Source organism: Dactylosporangium sp. CA-152071 (genome assembly GCF_050936335.1).
In the GTDB taxonomy this organism is placed as follows: domain Bacteria; phylum Actinomycetota; class Actinomycetes; order Mycobacteriales; family Micromonosporaceae; genus Dactylosporangium; species Dactylosporangium maewongense.
Genome location: NZ_JBNJMZ010000001.1, coordinates 4,512,845 through 4,528,300, shown reverse-complemented (window position 1 = coordinate 4,528,300; position 15,456 = coordinate 4,512,845). Strand labels below are relative to the sequence as shown.

The 15,456-nt window shown below is 71.2% G+C and carries 20 protein-coding genes; all 20 read right to left on the bottom strand.

The window, feature by feature from the left end:
• Window positions 1-2 precede the first annotated feature (2 nt).
• The 20 genes from ACQEVZ_RS20245 to ACQEVZ_RS20150 all read right to left on the bottom strand — a co-directional run bounded on the left by ACQEVZ_RS20245 (window position 3) and on the right by ACQEVZ_RS20150 (window position 15,435).
• Window positions 3-1,553, bottom strand: coding sequence for a phage portal protein (locus ACQEVZ_RS20245; RefSeq protein ID WP_433368694.1), 1,551 nt, complete (start codon window positions 1,551-1,553; stop codon window positions 3-5).
• Window positions 1,554-1,570: 17 nt separating this feature from the next.
• Window positions 1,571-2,857 carry a PBSX family phage terminase large subunit gene (locus ACQEVZ_RS20240; protein WP_433368690.1) on the bottom strand — a complete coding sequence of 429 codons (1,287 nt, stop codon included), beginning with the start codon at window positions 2,855-2,857 and terminating at the stop codon, window positions 1,571-1,573.
• The gene (locus ACQEVZ_RS20235) at window positions 2,850-3,395 is read right to left on the bottom strand and encodes a helix-turn-helix domain-containing protein (RefSeq protein ID WP_433368687.1); all 546 of its coding nucleotides are present in this window, start codon (window positions 3,393-3,395) and stop codon (window positions 2,850-2,852) included. Before ACQEVZ_RS20235 ends, ACQEVZ_RS20240 begins: the two co-directional genes overlap by 8 nt.
• Window positions 3,396-3,705: 310 nt before the next feature.
• Window positions 3,706-4,422, bottom strand: coding sequence for a hypothetical protein (locus ACQEVZ_RS20230; protein WP_433368684.1), 717 nt, complete (start codon window positions 4,420-4,422; stop codon window positions 3,706-3,708).
• Window positions 4,419-4,589, bottom strand: coding sequence for a hypothetical protein (locus ACQEVZ_RS20225; protein WP_433368681.1), 171 nt, complete (start codon window positions 4,587-4,589; stop codon window positions 4,419-4,421). The genes ACQEVZ_RS20230 and ACQEVZ_RS20225 overlap by 4 nt, the downstream gene beginning before the upstream one ends.
• Window positions 4,586-4,873: a hypothetical protein gene (locus ACQEVZ_RS20220; RefSeq protein ID WP_433368678.1), complete on the bottom strand. Its 288-nt coding sequence runs from the start codon at window positions 4,871-4,873 to the stop codon at window positions 4,586-4,588. Before ACQEVZ_RS20220 ends, ACQEVZ_RS20225 begins: the two co-directional genes overlap by 4 nt.
• A complete protein-coding gene (locus tag ACQEVZ_RS20215) occupies window positions 4,870-5,184 on the bottom strand; it encodes a hypothetical protein (protein ID WP_433368675.1) in 315 nt (104 codons plus the stop codon). Before ACQEVZ_RS20215 ends, ACQEVZ_RS20220 begins: the two co-directional genes overlap by 4 nt.
• Window positions 5,181-6,533 carry a hypothetical protein gene (locus tag ACQEVZ_RS20210; protein ID WP_433368672.1) on the bottom strand — a complete coding sequence of 451 codons (1,353 nt, stop codon included), beginning with the start codon at window positions 6,531-6,533 and terminating at the stop codon, window positions 5,181-5,183. Before ACQEVZ_RS20210 ends, ACQEVZ_RS20215 begins: the two co-directional genes overlap by 4 nt.
• Window positions 6,523-7,041: a hypothetical protein gene (locus ACQEVZ_RS20205; RefSeq protein ID WP_433368669.1), complete on the bottom strand. Its 519-nt coding sequence runs from the start codon at window positions 7,039-7,041 to the stop codon at window positions 6,523-6,525. Before ACQEVZ_RS20205 ends, ACQEVZ_RS20210 begins: the two co-directional genes overlap by 11 nt.
• A complete protein-coding gene (locus tag ACQEVZ_RS20200; RefSeq protein WP_433368666.1) occupies window positions 7,041-7,364 on the bottom strand; it encodes a hypothetical protein in 324 nt (107 codons plus the stop codon). The genes ACQEVZ_RS20205 and ACQEVZ_RS20200 overlap by 1 nt, the downstream gene beginning before the upstream one ends.
• Window positions 7,365-7,656: 292 nt before the next feature.
• Entirely contained in the window at window positions 7,657-9,792 is a 2,136-nt protein-coding gene (locus tag ACQEVZ_RS20195; protein ID WP_433368663.1) for an AAA family ATPase, read from the bottom strand.
• Window positions 9,793-9,902: 110 nt separating this feature from the next.
• Window positions 9,903-10,613, bottom strand: a complete 711-nt coding sequence (locus ACQEVZ_RS20190; protein ID WP_433368660.1) for a hypothetical protein — start codon at window positions 10,611-10,613, stop codon at window positions 9,903-9,905.
• Between the two features lie 53 nt (window positions 10,614-10,666).
• Entirely contained in the window at window positions 10,667-11,620 is a 954-nt protein-coding gene (locus ACQEVZ_RS20185) for a hypothetical protein (RefSeq protein WP_433368657.1), read from the bottom strand.
• A complete protein-coding gene (locus tag ACQEVZ_RS20180; protein ID WP_433368654.1) occupies window positions 11,617-11,892 on the bottom strand; it encodes a hypothetical protein in 276 nt (91 codons plus the stop codon). Before ACQEVZ_RS20180 ends, ACQEVZ_RS20185 begins: the two co-directional genes overlap by 4 nt.
• Window positions 11,893-11,896: 4 nt before the next feature.
• On the bottom strand, window positions 11,897-12,253 hold the full coding sequence (locus ACQEVZ_RS20175; RefSeq protein WP_433368651.1) for a hypothetical protein: 357 nt from the start codon (window positions 12,251-12,253) through the stop codon (window positions 11,897-11,899).
• Window positions 12,254-12,256: 3 nt separating this feature from the next.
• Window positions 12,257-13,828, bottom strand: a complete 1,572-nt coding sequence (locus tag ACQEVZ_RS20170; protein ID WP_433368648.1) for a UvrD-helicase domain-containing protein — start codon at window positions 13,826-13,828, stop codon at window positions 12,257-12,259.
• Window positions 13,825-14,430, bottom strand: coding sequence for an Lsr2 family DNA-binding protein (locus ACQEVZ_RS20165; protein ID WP_433368645.1), 606 nt, complete (start codon window positions 14,428-14,430; stop codon window positions 13,825-13,827). The genes ACQEVZ_RS20170 and ACQEVZ_RS20165 overlap by 4 nt, the downstream gene beginning before the upstream one ends.
• Window positions 14,427-14,570, bottom strand: a complete 144-nt coding sequence (locus tag ACQEVZ_RS20160; protein ID WP_433368642.1) for a hypothetical protein — start codon at window positions 14,568-14,570, stop codon at window positions 14,427-14,429. Before ACQEVZ_RS20160 ends, ACQEVZ_RS20165 begins: the two co-directional genes overlap by 4 nt.
• Entirely contained in the window at window positions 14,567-14,956 is a 390-nt protein-coding gene (locus ACQEVZ_RS20155) for a hypothetical protein (protein ID WP_433368639.1), read from the bottom strand. Before ACQEVZ_RS20155 ends, ACQEVZ_RS20160 begins: the two co-directional genes overlap by 4 nt.
• Window positions 14,956-15,435: a hypothetical protein gene (locus tag ACQEVZ_RS20150; RefSeq protein WP_433368637.1), complete on the bottom strand. Its 480-nt coding sequence runs from the start codon at window positions 15,433-15,435 to the stop codon at window positions 14,956-14,958. Before ACQEVZ_RS20150 ends, ACQEVZ_RS20155 begins: the two co-directional genes overlap by 1 nt.
• Window positions 15,436-15,456 lie beyond the last annotated feature (21 nt).

Genomic DNA, 15,456 nt, shown 5'->3' with positions numbered 1-15,456 from the left:
TGTCACGCTGCCGGCGGCTGGGTGGGGTCGCCGACCTGGCCGGGCAGCTCGGTCGAGGGTGGGCCGCCGCCGGTGAAGGTGCCGGGGTCCTCCACGCTCTTGCCGGTCTCCTTGAGGATCCGGTCGACCTCTTTGCCGATCTGGGTGTCGTCCCAGTCCGGGCGCCGCGTCTTGACCTTCTCCCAGGTGGAGATGGCCTCGGCGGCGGCATACGCCTGCAGTGTGCGGGACTGCGACTCGGGGTCCTGGCTGACGCTGTCACCGAACTCGACGTCGGGCAGCTCGGGCGTGATGCCGCTGTTGAAGATCTTGACGTCGATCATCTGCAGCGTTTCGAGGAGCTCGGCGAGCGGCGACCGCTGGTGCAGCACCTTGGCGTCTCGACCGATGAAGCTCTCCCGCTCGCGGGCGGTGACCTCGGTAGCGGTGGCGTTGCCGCCGCCGTCCATGCCGAAGCTCTGCGCGCTGTAGCCGGCGGACTCGACGATCGTGCGGGTCTGCGCCTCCACCATCCGCAGGTGCTGCTCGACACGGATCTCCGGCTGGATCAGCTCCAGGTTGAGGCCCTTCTCGTCGTCGGCCATCGTCTTGACCGGCGTCATCAGCTCACGCGCGACGTCGAACGTCGCACCCTTGCCCGCGCCGAGCGACGTCAGGTACTCCTCCGGCACCATGAGCCGGGCCACGGCCAGGCGCAGATCACGCATCAGGCTCGACCAGGTTTCGTCGAGCGCGTCCAGCAGCGGCTCGGCGCCGTCGTAGTCGGACCGGCCCAGCGCACCGGCGCCGGGCACGTTCTCCCAGCAGGGCGCCGGTGTCACGTTCGGCACGTACACCGCGGTCAGCCGGTCGATGCTGGTCGTGATGGTGCCGACGTTGTCGGTGACCGTGACGCCGCCTGCGCTGACGAGCCACGCCGTGTCGGGGTAGGCGGCGAGGTCGATGCGCCGGCCGATCCGGTCGTCGGTGCCCTCGTAGACAGCGTGCTGGATGGTCCCCGGCTCGTGACGCTCCAGGTAGCGGATAACGCGCGTGTTGTCGCGGTGCAGCTCACGCCACACGGTGAGCGCGGACAGCCGGTCCCATCGCCACTCGGGCACGGCGGCGGCCGGGTCGACGCGAGCGATCCACGGCCGGCCGAGCAGCGTCTTGTCCCAGACGATGCGCAGGTAGCTGCCGCCCTTGCCGGCGGTGACCTCGGCCGCGGCGAGGAGGGTGGCGTGGACGCCGTCGTCGACGAGCTGGTCGAGTCGCTTCTGCGCCTGGGTGTTGGTGACGGTCAGCATCGGCGGCTCGCTGTACAGCAGCCGGGACGAGGTGGTGGCGATGTCGCGGGCGAGCGGCACGTGCAACTTAGACGGCTGCTCGCCGTCCGGAACACCCTGCCCCCAGAACGTGCGGGGGTGCTTGATCTGGTCGCCCCGCAGCTCGTACCGCTTGGCCAGCTTGACCGGGTCGCCGCGGTACCACGCTGTCCACTCGCCGATCTTGTCGAGAACAGGTGCGAGCCAGGTCGGGGGCCAGGCGCTGTCGGCGTTGTCAGGGAGCGGCACGTGGTCTCCTTCCTGGGTCAGGCAGCGAGGGAAAAGTCTGAGCGGCGCAGCAGCGACCACCAGATCGAGCGGGTGGAGTAGATCGCGTACCGGGCCGCGTCGATGGAGTCGTCGCCAGCCTTGATCGGCTCGTCGCGGCCTTCCAGGGCGGCCTTGGCGTTCCAGCTGTATCCGGGGATCTCCGACAGCAGCCCGACGCAGGACGAGTGGATGCGCAGCCGGTCAGTCGCGATCAGCGACATCATGGTGCGTAGCCCTTCGACGACGTCCTTCTTCGCTGGCTTGTTCGGCAAGCCGTCCTTCGCCATCTGGACGCGGAAGTCGGCGGCGGCCGAGTCGACGAGGACGTATTCGGGGGCGATGGGCTCGCCGGCGTCGAGGGTTTCGAGCCAGTTCCGCACGGCGTGGCTGTACTCGACCGGCGAGAGCCTGCGGCGGGCCTTGACGCTGTCGTGGCGCCACTCGTTGGTCAGGTAGAGCCGGCCGTCCGCGCCGAGGGCCAGCATGACGGCAGCGAACGGGTGGGCGGTGCCGTAGTCGATGCCCAGCGACAGCCAGCGGCGAATTGCCGGCAGCTTCGTGACCACGTGCTTGCGGTCGTCGAACGCATCGAAGATCGCGCCTTCGGCGACGACCCACAGGCCCTCGATGAACCGCTTGTACCAGAGGCCGACGTACTCGCGTTTGATCGACGCGACGTATTCCGGGTCGAGGCCGGGGTTGTCGTCGAGCGTGAAATGCCAGTGGCGGAGCCGGAGGTGGGCGGCGCGGAGGAGGAACCGCTGTCGGAGCCAGTGGTTCGGGTTGTCGGGGTTGCTGGTGCCGAAGAAGCGGGCGCCGGGCACGGACATGCGGCCGAGCAGCTGGTCGAAGAAGACCTCGGGCAGCAGGGTCAGCTCGTCGCCGTAGGCGCCGGCGCAGGTCATGCCGCGTAGCCGGGCTTCGGCGCTGACGTCGTTGGCGGTGATGACTTCGATCTGTCGCCCGAGGATCGTTGCTGTGCCGGCGCCGCGTGTGTACTTGATCAGCGATGCTGCGGGGCCGGTGACTGCTGGGTTCATGAGCGGGGCGAACACGTTGCGGGCGACGGTGTCGAACGTCTTGCCGGTGACGACCAGGTCTCCGCCGCGGGGTGCGTTGGCGACGTAGATGAGCCAGCAGAGCAGGCTTGACACGGTCTTGCCGCTCCGGATCGACCCGGTCCACAGGTTGATGCGGGCGGTGGCGTGCGCGATCGACCGCTCTTGCTTCTCGCTGAGCCGGACGTCGCGCTGCGCCGGCGGTGCGGTGAGCAGGTCAACCATCGATGTCGCCTGGCTCGTCGTCGTCGATGGGGTGTTCGTCGTCGCCGGTGCCGTACTTGCCGGTGAGGCCGCGGCCGATTGTCTCCAGGAGGGAGACGACCTGGCCGAGGTTGGCGCCGGAGTCGTATTCGTCGAGCTTGACGCTGCGGTCGATGGCGGTGCTGACGGCCTGCATGAGGTCGCGCTTGTCGCGGAACGAGGGCTCCTCGATGAGGGCCTGCTCGAAGGTGTTGTCCCGGCCGCCGAAGCTGTACACCGTGCACGGTGCGAACAGCTGCTTGCGGAGGCGTTCGGCGTCGTCGAGCAGGGCGAGGGCGAGGGCGGCGCGGCGGGCCTTGGCGTCGACCTTGCGGGCTTCGGTGGCGGCGGCGACCTCGGGTCCGCGCTCGAAGGTGAGGCCGGCCGCCTTGGCGATGTTGCTGACGGTCTTGCCGGAGCGGCCGATTTGTCGGGCGATCTCGTTGCGGGAGAGGCCTTGGGCGTGGAGCGCGCGGACCTGGTCTCGGTCGTGGTCGGTGACGGGGCGCCGGTCGGTCATGGCTCACCTCGCCGGCGGAAGGGGGTGGGGGTGCGCGGGCCACCGTTCAGGCCGGTGCGTGGTGGCAGCCCCGCGACCGATACCCGCCCGCGAGGGGTCGGGGTGGTCGCTCCCAGCCGCGCACCCCCGATCATCAAAATGGGAGCGGTGAGAGTGCGCCCAGGGGCCGGAGTCCAACCGGTCATGACCTTGGAGGCCCGGGGCGCCCTCAGCTTGAGACGCTCGCAGCCCAGGAGCGACGGGGGACGCTCGACTGGGCTGTGGGCACAGGCCACCTGTAGCAGCCAGTGTGTGATTGCAGCGTACATGATCAGGCGGCCCGGTCGTCAACACGTGCGCTGACCTGCGGTTTCCGGCCACGCCGACGCTCACCAGGCCGCGCAGTCACCTCCAGGACGTGCCGTGCATCGCTCACGCGGTACCAGGCGTCGCCGGTCCGCGCACCCGGCACACGCACCGGCGGCAGCAGCCCGTACAGGCGGTCTCCAGCGGCACGGGCACGGCGCGCCCAGTCCCGGATCCGCTCCGCTGTGATCGTCCGCTCCGGCGTGGTGAGGCGGGCTGCGATCTGCTCGGCGGTGCCGTACTCGTCGAGCAGGTCGCCGAGGTGCACGCGGATGCGGCACTCCAGCTCGGCGAGCCACTGGACCAGCTCGGCGCAGCTTGCCTCGGTGAGGGTGGGTAGGGCGGCTTCGATGCGGTCGAGCGGGTCGCCGGCGCCGGCCGCGCCCAGCTGGCGGGCGAGCCAGTTCAGGGTGTCGGTGACCTGGTCGGCGTACCGTGCGGCGCGGACGGCGGTGAGTTGGGCGCGGGTGACGCCGTCGATGAGGATGCCGGCGGTGGGGTCGCCGTGTCCGCCGCTGCCGGTGCGGGTGCCGTAGCGGGGGGAGCGGAGGCCGTCGCTGGCTGGTGGGGGCACGTTGCGGGCCCACGTCATGGCCTGGGCGGGGCGTCGGGCGAGCGCGGCCCGGGCCGTCCTGAGGGAGTCAAGGGCGGCCTGGGCGCGGTCGTGGTGCGGCTGGGTCACTGGGTGCGGCTCCCGGGGTTGGTGGTGCGGGTGCGGTGCTCGTCGACGAGCTGCTGCGCGGCCGCGGGCGTGAGCCAGCAGCTGCAGGGGTAGGCGGCGACGACGCCGTAGGAGCGCTGCAGCCGGTCGACGGTGGCGCTGCAGGCCGGGCAAGCGGGGCGGGTCATGCGGTTCCTCGGGTGCGTCGGAGGTGGGCTGCTCGGGCGCGCTTGTCGCGGAGGTGGGCGGTGCCCGTGCCTGGGAGGTGGGCGTCGCGGTGGTAGATGGCGCGTGGGTCGCCGCGTTTGCGGGCGCGGGCTACGAGGCGGTCGAGGGCGCGGCGGTCGATGCCGATGCGGCGTGCGATGTCGTCGACGGGCAGGTTGGTGCGGGCGAGGCGGGCCCAGGCGTCGAGGCGGGATTCGGTGGTGGGCCAGGCCTGGTAGGCGCTGCCGGGTTTGCCGCTGGTCACGGGACGGCTCGCCGGCTGCCGCGCCAGCCGAGGTCGGTTTCGAGGGCGCGCCAGGTGGTGTCGAGCCGGTCGAGGAGTGGCTGGATGCGGTCGGTGAGGGCGTCGAGCTCGGCCAGGCGCTCACGACGGGCGGAGACGAACAGCGCCCGGAACCGCTGCTCGGCGGCGTCCCGCTCGGCGCGCTGCTGCTCGACGAGGGCCTCGATGTCGGGGCGTGGGCAGCGGCAGGTGTGGCCGTGGGCGGCGCAGGGGTCGGCTGGCCCCTGCGCGCACTCCTGGGTCTCGTTGACGTAGGCGAAGGAGAGCTTCATGCCGACGCCTGGTCTCCGTTGCAGTCGGCGGCCTGCTGGTCCCGCTCGGCTTCGTCGCGGGCGGTGCAGTCGTCGCAGGTGCAGGCGCTGCCGTGCGGGTGGGCGCGCAGGGAGCGCATCTTGGCGGCTGGAGAGTCGGGGCTCTCGGCCTGCACGCCGGCGCGGCCGACGAAGCCAGGGCACAGGAGCGGGGTGCCCTCGGCGTACCAGCGGTGCCCGGCGTGCGGCTCCTCGATGAAGCACTGGCGCTCAGCGGGCGGCTGCTGCGCCGGCGGCTGCGGGGTGAGGGCGTCCTGCAACGCGGTGTACTCGTGGTGGCGTAGCCGGAGCTCGCCGCAGAGGGCGAGGTGGTCGCGGTCGGGGCCGGCGTACAGGCGGCATTCGGTGTGCGCGCGGGTGGCGTACGGGACGAGCTTGAAGACGACGGCCGGGCCGGCCGTCGTCGCGACGGGCTGCGGCTCGGGCAGCGCTGGCACGGGGCGGCCGCCGTGGTAGATCCGCCGGTGCCCGTAGACGGCGATGATGCACGTGACGCCGTCGGGGCCGGCCTCGCACAGGCCGGAGACGGTGCGGACCTGGGCGTCGGTGAGCGGGGCGTTGTCGGCGGGCTGCGCCGCGGCCTGCTCGACCTCGGGCACGCCGTCCGCGCTGCGGTCCTGCGGAACGCGGCCAAGACCGGTCGGCTTCTGCTGGGAGAGCCGATCAGCGAGGACGGCGTCGACGCGATCGACGAAGCCGCCCAGGTCGAAGTCGCAGCCGCCCTCGGTGCAGGACTGGTCGCAGCTGTGGGCTCGCGCGTCTCGGATCTGGTTGAGGGCTGCGGCGAGCAGGTCGAGTTCGGCGGTCCGGTAGCGCACCACGGGCAGCAGCTCCGACCGCGGCCACGACGCGTCGATGCTCAACGCGTCGGCCAGCTCCGGATCGAGGTCGCCGACCTCAGCCGCGGCAGCATGCAGCGCCGAGGCCCGGTCCACGCCGACCCGGATGCCACGCGAGTACGCGTCACAGATCGCGCTGGCACCGTCGTCGCCGCCGGCGCGGCCGCGGTCCAGGAGCGCCAGCCACTCAGGGTCCGGAGCGCCGGTCACCTCCACCGGCCCGTCTTGCGCGCGACGCGGCAGCGCGGTCGGCGGCTCCAGGTTGCGACCGGCAACCACCACCAGCACGCGCCGACCGGACGGCTGCTCGAACGAGAACACGTCACCCGGCTCAGCACCGGACAGGTCAGCGGTCACGTCTTGCGCGCGACGCGAGGAACCGGTGACGGCGGGCTCCGACGGCGGGGTTCCGGGGCGTAGGCCGAAGTTGAGGTCGATGGGGCGCTGGACGGTGGGCTGGTCAGGCTGCATGGCTCGGCTCCTGGTCGAGGGTGCGGATGGTGGACGCGTTGAGGGAGGCGGGGTCGTGGCGCTGGATGAGCGCTCGAAGATCCGCCAGAAGCGCGCCGGAAACCGGGCCCAGGCCGTCGCTGGCCGCCGTTTCGGGCTTGGTGAGGGCGGCGGGCAGCATCCCGCCCGCCGGGGCGATGTAGCCGGCCGCGCGGAGCAGTTCGACGAGGGCGGCGCCGGTGAGGATGGCGTAGCCGTCGCCGGGCGATGTCTTGCCGGGGCGTTTGGCCCAGACGATGCCGAAGTCGGCGCCGTCGTTGCGGCGTTCGGTCTCGGCTTCGGCGATCCAGGCGGCGAGGTGGAGGGCACCGCTTTTGGCTTCGAAGACGATGCCGGGGACGCCGGCGATGTCGCCGCGGTCGAGGTTGCCTGCGAGTGCGCGCCGTTCGGCGTGCGGGACGCCGACGCTTCGGAGGAAGGTGACGATTGCGGTTTCCCAGCTGGTGCCTTTTTTGCGGGCGGCGCTCATCAGTACGGGATTCCTTCCGTGTCGTTTTCGACGGCGTTTTCTTCTGGTGTGGGTTCGAATGTGCCGGGCGGCCACTGGTCGCCGCATTTGTGTTGGACGAGGGTGGGGCCTTGGATGTTGCGGCTGTTGATTCGGTCGGAGGTGATTTCGACGAGTCCGGTTCGGGTGAGTCGGTAGACGGTTTTTGCGGCGAGGATCGCGGTGATGTGGCCGGCTTTGGTGATTGGGTTGGGGTTGCATCGGGCGCGTACGCCTTCTGCGGTGCCGGTGATGAGTGGCTGGCCGCAGCGGCAGATGGCGGCCCCGGCTGGGGTGGTGATCATGTGGGTGGTGGTGCTTGGAGTGGCCTTCATGGGAGGGCTTCAAGATCTGTTTTTGGTGTCTGCCGCCGGCGACCGTTGCGCGGCCAAGCCCCCCTACTACGTAGGGGCTTGGCACGCAACAAAACGGTGCGTGCTGGTGTTGTGCGCAACGCGACGCAACATGATCTAGTTTTTGTGCTGGTCAGCGCGTTGCGTGTGATCGTTTTGACGCAACGGATGCGCAACGCTGACGCAAGATCATGTTGCGTGGTTTGTTGCGTGGTTATCCACAGGTTATCCACAGACAAGACGGTCATTTCCGGCCTCCGGGTGCGGTGAACGGGCCGGCCTGCCGGGCGTGCTGCGACAGCCCGTACGTCTTACGGCCGTCGCTGCCCTGGGCGGTGGCGAGGCCCTGGGCGACGAGCTTCTCGACCGCCCGCAGGGCCGTCGACCGGTGCTTGATCTCCAGCTCGGTGACGAGCTGCGGCACTGAGAACCGCGCGTTCGGCGTCCTCTGCAGCAGGTCGTAAATGCGGTCGCTGACCGGCTCGTCAGCGTCTTTCGCGTTCGCCGCTTCGATAATGACCGAGTCGAATGCTTCCTTTCGGCGCAGCCATTGCGTTTCTCCGGCGGCGCCTTCCTTGACCTTTTTGCGGGTCATTTCAAGGAGGTCGGAGTCTTTTTCGCCGGACAGGACGATGACTTCGTCGACGTTGGCCTCGAGCTGGTATCCGCCGCGTGTTCTTCCGCTGTCTCCCCAGCCCGGGTGGTGAATCAGTAGGGCGGTGCCGTCAATCCCGGCCTGGAGGTCGGAGAGGCGGCGGGTGATGGTGGCGGCGTCCTTGGTCTCGTCGGCGTCGGGCGCGAGAGAGGAGAACGTGTCGAGGATGACGAAGCGGCAGCCAAGGTCGAGGGCCTGCTCGCGCATGTCCTGCCAGGTGTGCGGGTTGGAGAGGCTGTCGGGTTTGACGGAGAAGACCAGGTCGTCGTCGTCGACGCGGGCGCCGCAGTTTTCTTCCCAGGCGGTGACGCGGGCGTCGAGGCCTGATGCACCCTCGCCGACGACGTAGAGGGTTTTGAGCTGCTCGACGGGGTTGCCGAGCCAGGGTGTGCCGGTGGCGATGGAGCAGGCCCAGGAGAGGGCGACGAAGGTTTTGCCGAGGCCGGTGGCGCCGACGAGGACGGCGGAGACGCGGAGGCTGAGAGCGCTGTGGATGAGGGGGGCGACGCGGGGCAGGTGACGGAGTTGGCTGCGGCGGATGAGGGTGGTCTTGAAGCCGGTCGGGGTGGCTGGGTCGGCGGTGGTGGGTGTGGTGAGGCCGGGTGGCGGGGTGAGGGCGCCGGGTGCGGCGAACGGGCCGGTGGCGAAGGTGGACGCGGCCGCGGCTGGCGGGGTGCCGTAGCCGAGGCGCTGCAGTTGCTGCGCGGCGGCCTTGTGGTCGCCGTCGTGGTGCAGCTGCGCGTACGCCCCGAACTTCGTGTAGGGCGTCTCCGTCTCGAACGGGGTGCTCGAGCTGAAGACGTAGAGCCGGTCGCGGGCCGGGTCGGTGCCGGTGGTGGCGGAGATGCCGAGGTTTTTGCCGGGCCGCCGCCAGGTGGAGTAGCTGCCGGGCTGCCCGGCGACGCGGTGCCAGCCGGCGCCGCCGAGAAGCAGTTGGTCGCCCCAGTCGACGGCCTCGAGCGCGTCGCCGGGCGACAGGTGCCCATCCGGGCCGGTCGGGCGGGCCGGCGCCGCGAACGGGCCCGGCACCGTGGCCGCGACCGGATCGGGTGGAGTCGGGTGCTCGTCGAGAAGCCGCACGAGCCGGAACAGCTGCTCCCGCTCGTCGCCGCTGATGGTCGGCACGGTGCCGGGCTGGCCGGCGACGATGGTCCACGCTTCGCCGGACGGGTGGACGGGGCCGTGTGAGGGCGCGACGACGACGTACCCGCCCTCGCCCCGGGTCTCCGCGAGGACGCGCCAGAAGACGACGTCGGGCCGGTCGGCGCGGACCGACTGTTCGTCGGTGGTCAACTCGTCGTCGGCGGCCGGCCGGCGGGCGAGCTTCTGGTTGCCGGGCACGGGCGCGTCGGCGAGGCGGTACAGCAGGTGCATGCCGCCGGATGGGGTCCACTCGACGTAGCCGGTGCGGGTGAGCCGGGTCCAGACCTCGTCAAGGCCGGCGGCGGTGACCATCTCGATGAGCCGGTCGAGCTGGCCGCCGGCCACCGCCCGGCCCTCGAGCTCGAGCATCTCCAGGCCGCCGGAAACCTGTCCGCAGACGAGACCGAGTCCGGGGTGCCCTTGGCCGAACCAGGCGGCTACGTCCTGCTCCGTGGGCAGGTCGGTGATGTACTTCTTCCAGGTGCCCATGGGGGCTTTTGAGCCGTCGAGACGGGTGGGGACGACGGAGACGCCGGCGGCGCGCCATGCGGTGGCTGCGTCTGCGACGGCGGTTTCGGGCATGGTCTGGGTCACGCTGCCGCCGGCGCGAAGCTGGTGGTCGTCATCGCTGCTCCCCGCTGGGTTGGGCCGCCCCTGCCCGAACGTGGACAGGGGCGGCAGGGTTGGTTCGGTTAGGCGACGGACTGCTGCGCGGCGAAAGCCTGCAGCTGGGCGATGGCCTCGGGGCCGAGGTTCTTCAGCACGTCCGGGTGCAGCCCGCCCGGCTGAGGAACTGCCGCCGGCGCCGCGGTGGGAATGGCGGCGGGGACCTGGGCGACCGGGATGGTTGCTGTCGGGATCGCGGCCGGGGCCGCCGGCAACGGCGCCGGGGTCGGCATGGCAGCGGGGATCGCGGCGGGAACCGTCGGGGTCGGCACCGGGGCCGGGGTGGGGACAGCGGCCGGGGCCGGTGCGGGCTGCGCCGCGGGGGCCTTCAGCGCGGTCTGGAACTCGGGGTGCGCGGCGAGCCACTTGCCGGCGAAGTCGACGGCCTGCGGGTCCTCGACCGCCGACTCGAGCACGAACGGCGGGTTCTGGCCGGGCTTGCCGGTGCCGACCGCCATCCGGCCCAGCACGAGGTCGCCGAGCTGGTTCTTCAGGGAGCCGATGAGCCGGCCGGAGAACCAGAGGACGCCCTCGGCGACGACGCCGTAGGAGCTGTCGAGGTTCTGCTGGGTGAGGACGCAGACGTTGACCTTGATGGCCTCCTTGTCGCCGTAATTGGCGGTCTTGACCATCTCGACGGACAGCGGCCGGACGATGAGGAGGTGCCCGACGAGGTCACGCGGGGGGAGGGTCTCGCCGCCGGTGGACGGGGCGGCGAACGGGTTGGGTGCGGTCATGGTGGTGACTCCTTGGGTTGGGTGGTGCTGCGGTTTGGGTTTGTTGTGGCTGGTCAGGATGGTTTGAGGGGGCCGGGGCAGCCGGTGGCGTCTGCTGGTCCGCCGGGGCGGTAGAAGTCGCACCATGCGCACCCGGCCGGGTCGGGTTGGGCGGGGATGAGGTTGGGTGGGAGGGCTGCGGCGAGTTGGCGGATGGAGTCGAGCCGGTTGAGGGCGTCGAGGGCGATCTGCCGGTCGTATGGCTCGGCCCAGACGTGCAGGTTGTCGAGGTAGTTGGACCGCGGGTAGAACGCGATCGCCACTTCACGGACCTCGTAGCCGGCGTTCTCCCAGCCGAGGCCGTAGATGTGGACCTGCTTGCGGTAGACGGTCGATGGGCCTTGCTCCCGGTACTTCCGGAGCGCCGTCTCGCCGACGATCTTGTGGTCGACGACGCGGAACAGGTCGCGGTCGAAGAGGTCGCAGGACCCGTTGATCCCGTTCTCGTCGAGGGTCACCTGCACCCGGTTCTCGATCAGGTAGCGCAGGTTCTCGCCGGTGCGGCTCAGCACGAGGCGCTGGTACTGGTCGATGGCGTAGGCCAGGCCGTCATGCACGGACGAGCCGACGAACGCGAACCAGGGGTCGGCGGTGTCGTTCGCCGGTTGGGTGCCGAGCAGCTTGTAGGCGATGCGGCGCATGCAGTCGACGCCGATCTCCGACGGGCCGATCTGCCGCTGCAGCGACCGGGGGCTGTTGGACTCGAACCAGCGCACCATCGAGATCAGCTCACCCTTGAGAGGGTGCGCAGGTGGCGGCCCGGCCGGGGCGACGAACGGCGACGCCGGCGCCGCGATGGTGGCAGGCAGCGGGACGGGTTCGTCGCAGCCGATGTGCAGGCCGGTGCCGTCCGGCCGGTCGACGAGCTGCCCGTCGACCGGCAGCGGACAGGCCCGGCAGCGCCCGGCCGGTGCGCCGATTGCACCGAAGGGTGCGGTCAGCTTGGCGGCGAGGTCGGCGGCGGTCACGCGGCATCCGCCAACAGGCCCAGGTCGACCTCTGTGGTGTCGACGGCGGGCGCCGACACGGCCAGCTGCAGCCGCAGGTACTGGCGGCGGCGAGGCTTGTCGAGCCCGGCGAGGTCGTGACGCTGGTACGGGTCGGGCTGGCCGTGGTCGTCGACGGGCTGCATGACGTGCCCGACCACGACGAGGGCAGTCACGGCCAGGTCCAGCTCGGCGTCGGTGCCGATGAGCCACACCTCGAGGCCGTTGACCTTCCCCGGCTTAGCGGACGGCATCGGGTCAGCCCTTCCGCTCGAAGCGGCGGGCCCGGTATGCGGTGTACAGGTCCGGCTGCTCCTTGGCGAGGGTGTCGGTGTCGAGGACCTCGCGGGTCACCGTGTACTTGACGGCCAGGTCCGGGTGGTCGGCGGTGAACCGCTTGGCGCTGAACTGGCCGGACGGCTTGTACGTGACGACGGTGATGCCGCCGATGGTGGCCTCGCGAGCTTCCCCGACGGCGGTCTGCAGGGTCTTCTTCATCTGGTCGGCGAGGGCCTGCCACTTGTCGGCCTCGGCCTGCAGCCGCTTCCATTCGGCGTGGACGGCGGCGAGGTGGTCGAGGGTGACGCTGCTGCCGGCGGGAATCTGGCTGGTCATGGGTCAGTCCTCCTGGGTGCGCGTCGGGTTGTCGTACGACCACCAGGTGCCATCTGCGGCGAGGCGGCCGGTGGTGGGCCAGTTGAGGGAGCCGCGGTCGAGCTGCTCCTGGGCGCGGGTCACCGCGACGTAGGCGAGCATCAGCTCCGCTCGCTCCGGCTTGCTGCCGTCCGCCGGCGGGGCGAAGTCCCCGCCGATGCGCACGCTGGGCCATTCGAGGCCCTTGGCCTTGTGCGCGGTGGAGACGACGACGTCGCATCGCTGCTGCGGCGACAGCCGGTCGACGGTGTCGATGAGGGTGGAAGGCCCGTACCGGTGGCAGAGGTCGACCATGACCTTCAGGTCGCGGCCGGCGGACTCCTCACCGACGTAGGCGAGCAGCTCCCGCCAGGTACGGAATGCCATCAGCTCGGGGTGGTCGCAGCCCTGCCCCTTCATCAGGCTGATCGCGGCGAACGCGAACCGCTTCACGTCCTTGCCGTCGCCGACGAGCGCCACCCGGCGGCCGGCGTCGAGCTGATCCATGACCTGGGCGAACGCGCCGCCGTTGGTGCGGCACAGGATCGCCCGCGGCTGCTCGACGTAGCCCAGCGTCGAGGCCATGGGGTCGTGGCCGGTCAGGCGCAGGTCGGCGTCGAGCATGTCGAGCCACTGGTTGGCTTCGGCGGCGACCGCGGGCCCGAACCTGAACGACTTCGTCAGCTGCAGGCGGAGCCCGTTGAGGTCGGCCATGGCGTCGACGGCGCCGCGCCAGGCGTAGATGGACTGGGCGCGGTCGCCGACGTAGATGAGCTGCGCGTCCTGCTGGGCGGCGACGATCGCGGCGATGACCGGGTTGGCGTCCTGCGCCTCGTCCAACATGACGTAGTCGCCGTGCAGCCGAGGCCCGGTCAGGTGCCAGATCTTCAGGTAGTGGTCGTGGGTGAAGTACAGGCTGCCGCGCGGGTTGACGATGTCCGACCACAGCTTCACTGCGGCTGGGACCACCGCCGTGGCCAGGTCACCGGCCTGCTCCTCCAGGCCAGGCGTGACCGGCACGTGGTCGCTGGTGATCTCGTAGTCGGCGCTGTTGCAGAACCGCTCGACCGTCTCTCCAGCCATGCGGGCGAGGGCGGCCGCGGTGACGTACCGCTCGCCGAGCCGCTCACCATGCAGCCCCAGGACCTTGGCGACTTCGGCGGCGGGGAGCCGGCGGCCGCCCTCGCCGCCGCGGCCACGCGAAGGGAGCCGGTGGGCGTAGGCCTGGCCGACCTGCCGGTAGGCGAAGGAGTGGGCGGTGCGGCAGTCGACGGTGCCAGGGAACTTGCCGGCGGCCTCGTCGGCGATGCCCTTGTTGTAGGCGACGTAGACGCCGCGGCGGGTGGGCCGGGACTGGGCGACCATGCGCAGCGTCGACGTCTTCCCGGATCCGGCGCCGGCTTCGACGACGAGGTGCTGGCCGGTGAAGTAGGCGTCGACGATCGCGGTCTGCTCGCCGGTCGGTGCGGGGCCGCCGCGGGTGATGGTCGCGCCGGGCGCGGCGAACGTGGCGGTGGTCGGCGCCGAGGTCCGGCCGGGTGCGGAGAAGAGGCTCACGCTGCCACCTGCTCGGCCTGCTGCGCGGCGAGGTACTGCTCGACCACGGGACGCGGCACCTTGCCCGCCGGCGCGACCGTGATGCCGTTGCGGGCAGCCCAGGTCCGGACGTCCTTCGGGTTCGGCCCATCTTCGACCGCCGTTGCGACCGCCGCGGCGGCCTTCTGGGCGGCCGGCCGGGCCAGGCTTCGCAGTTCCTCGGTCGCAGCATTCAGCTGGGTTCGCAGCTGCTCAACCTTCCGCTCGGCCTCGACGATGCGTGACACGGCTTCCAGGTCACGGCGCAGGTCGTCGATGAGCGTCCGGATACGGATCGCTCGGGTCTTCAGCCGGGGGATGGCTTCGGCGCGGAGCAGTTGCTGCTCGATGGTGTCCGGCTGCGGCTCGACATGCACGGTGGTCTCCTTGCCGGGCTTGTGCTGGACGAGGGCCGCCTCACGCTGCCGCAGCAGTTCGGCGGCGCGGCCGCGCTGGAATCCGACCGCCTGCGCGACCTCACCGACCCGCTCCTGCGGCACGCCGCACTCCTTGGCGATGGTCGGCAGGTCGCCGCCCGCCGCGTACTTGCGCAGGATCTGCATTTCCTGCTGCGCCGGCGTCACCGGGCACCAGCCAGGGTGTGACGGGCGACGTAGGCGTGCCGGCCGGCGTCGCGGCGCGGGTCGCAGGCGTGCCGCTGCACCGCGTGGATCACGGCGACCAGGACGATGCTGGCGGCCAGCTCGATCAGGACGAGGGTCATGATGACGGCGCCTCCGGCCACACGTTGCGTTCGACGATCTTGGTGAATTCCTCCGTCAGCGCGTCGTCGACGTCGGGCGGCATCGGCATCGACTGCGGCCGCGGATAGCGGTAGCCGGCGCGCTGCGCGTCGAGGAGCTCGCGGACACTGTCGCGGGCGAGGTCACGCTCACCGCGGGTATGGGCCAGTTCGCGTCGCAGATGGCGTTTCATCTGGTGGTAGGCGGTGCGGGACTCGTCGAGCTCGGCCCGATGCATGCGGGTCTGCTGGGCGTGCTCGTCGCGGAGCTGGCGGTTGTCCCGGTCGGACAGCAGCAGCGCGATGAGTGCCGCGGCCAGCAGCAGGCTGACGGCGCCGAGCAGGATCCCGAGCGTGGCGGTGGACATCAGGCACCGTCCTGGCGGAGCGCTGGATCGGGGATCGGCGTGAGACCCAGCGGGCGCGGCAGCGGGCGGTCGTCGCCGGCTTCCGGGCGCCAGTCGCGCGGAAGCCACGGCTGCGGCGATGCCACAGGTGGGGTCGGCGCCTCGAGCCCGGCCTGGTAGACGCTGGACATGCCCTGCGGCAGCAGGCCGAGGGCGACGGCCACGTCGACGGCCTCCTGCACCGAGTCGACGTCGACGTCGGCGGCGATCCGCTGGGTGGAGCCGAGGGCGGTGAGGAGCTTGATCCGCAGGATGCGGCCGGTCTTGCCGTCGACGCTCCACGGGTAGGTCCAGTCGGCGGCGATGCGGGCGCCGCGGTGTTCGGCCTCGTCGCCGTAGACGGTCCAGCCGTCGGCGCGGAGGTGTCGGCGTACGGCGGTGAACAGGTCACGCTCGGCGCGGGTCAGGTGCGGTCGGGTGTCGGGTAGGGTGCGGGACACGAGAGCCTTCCTCTCGTCAGG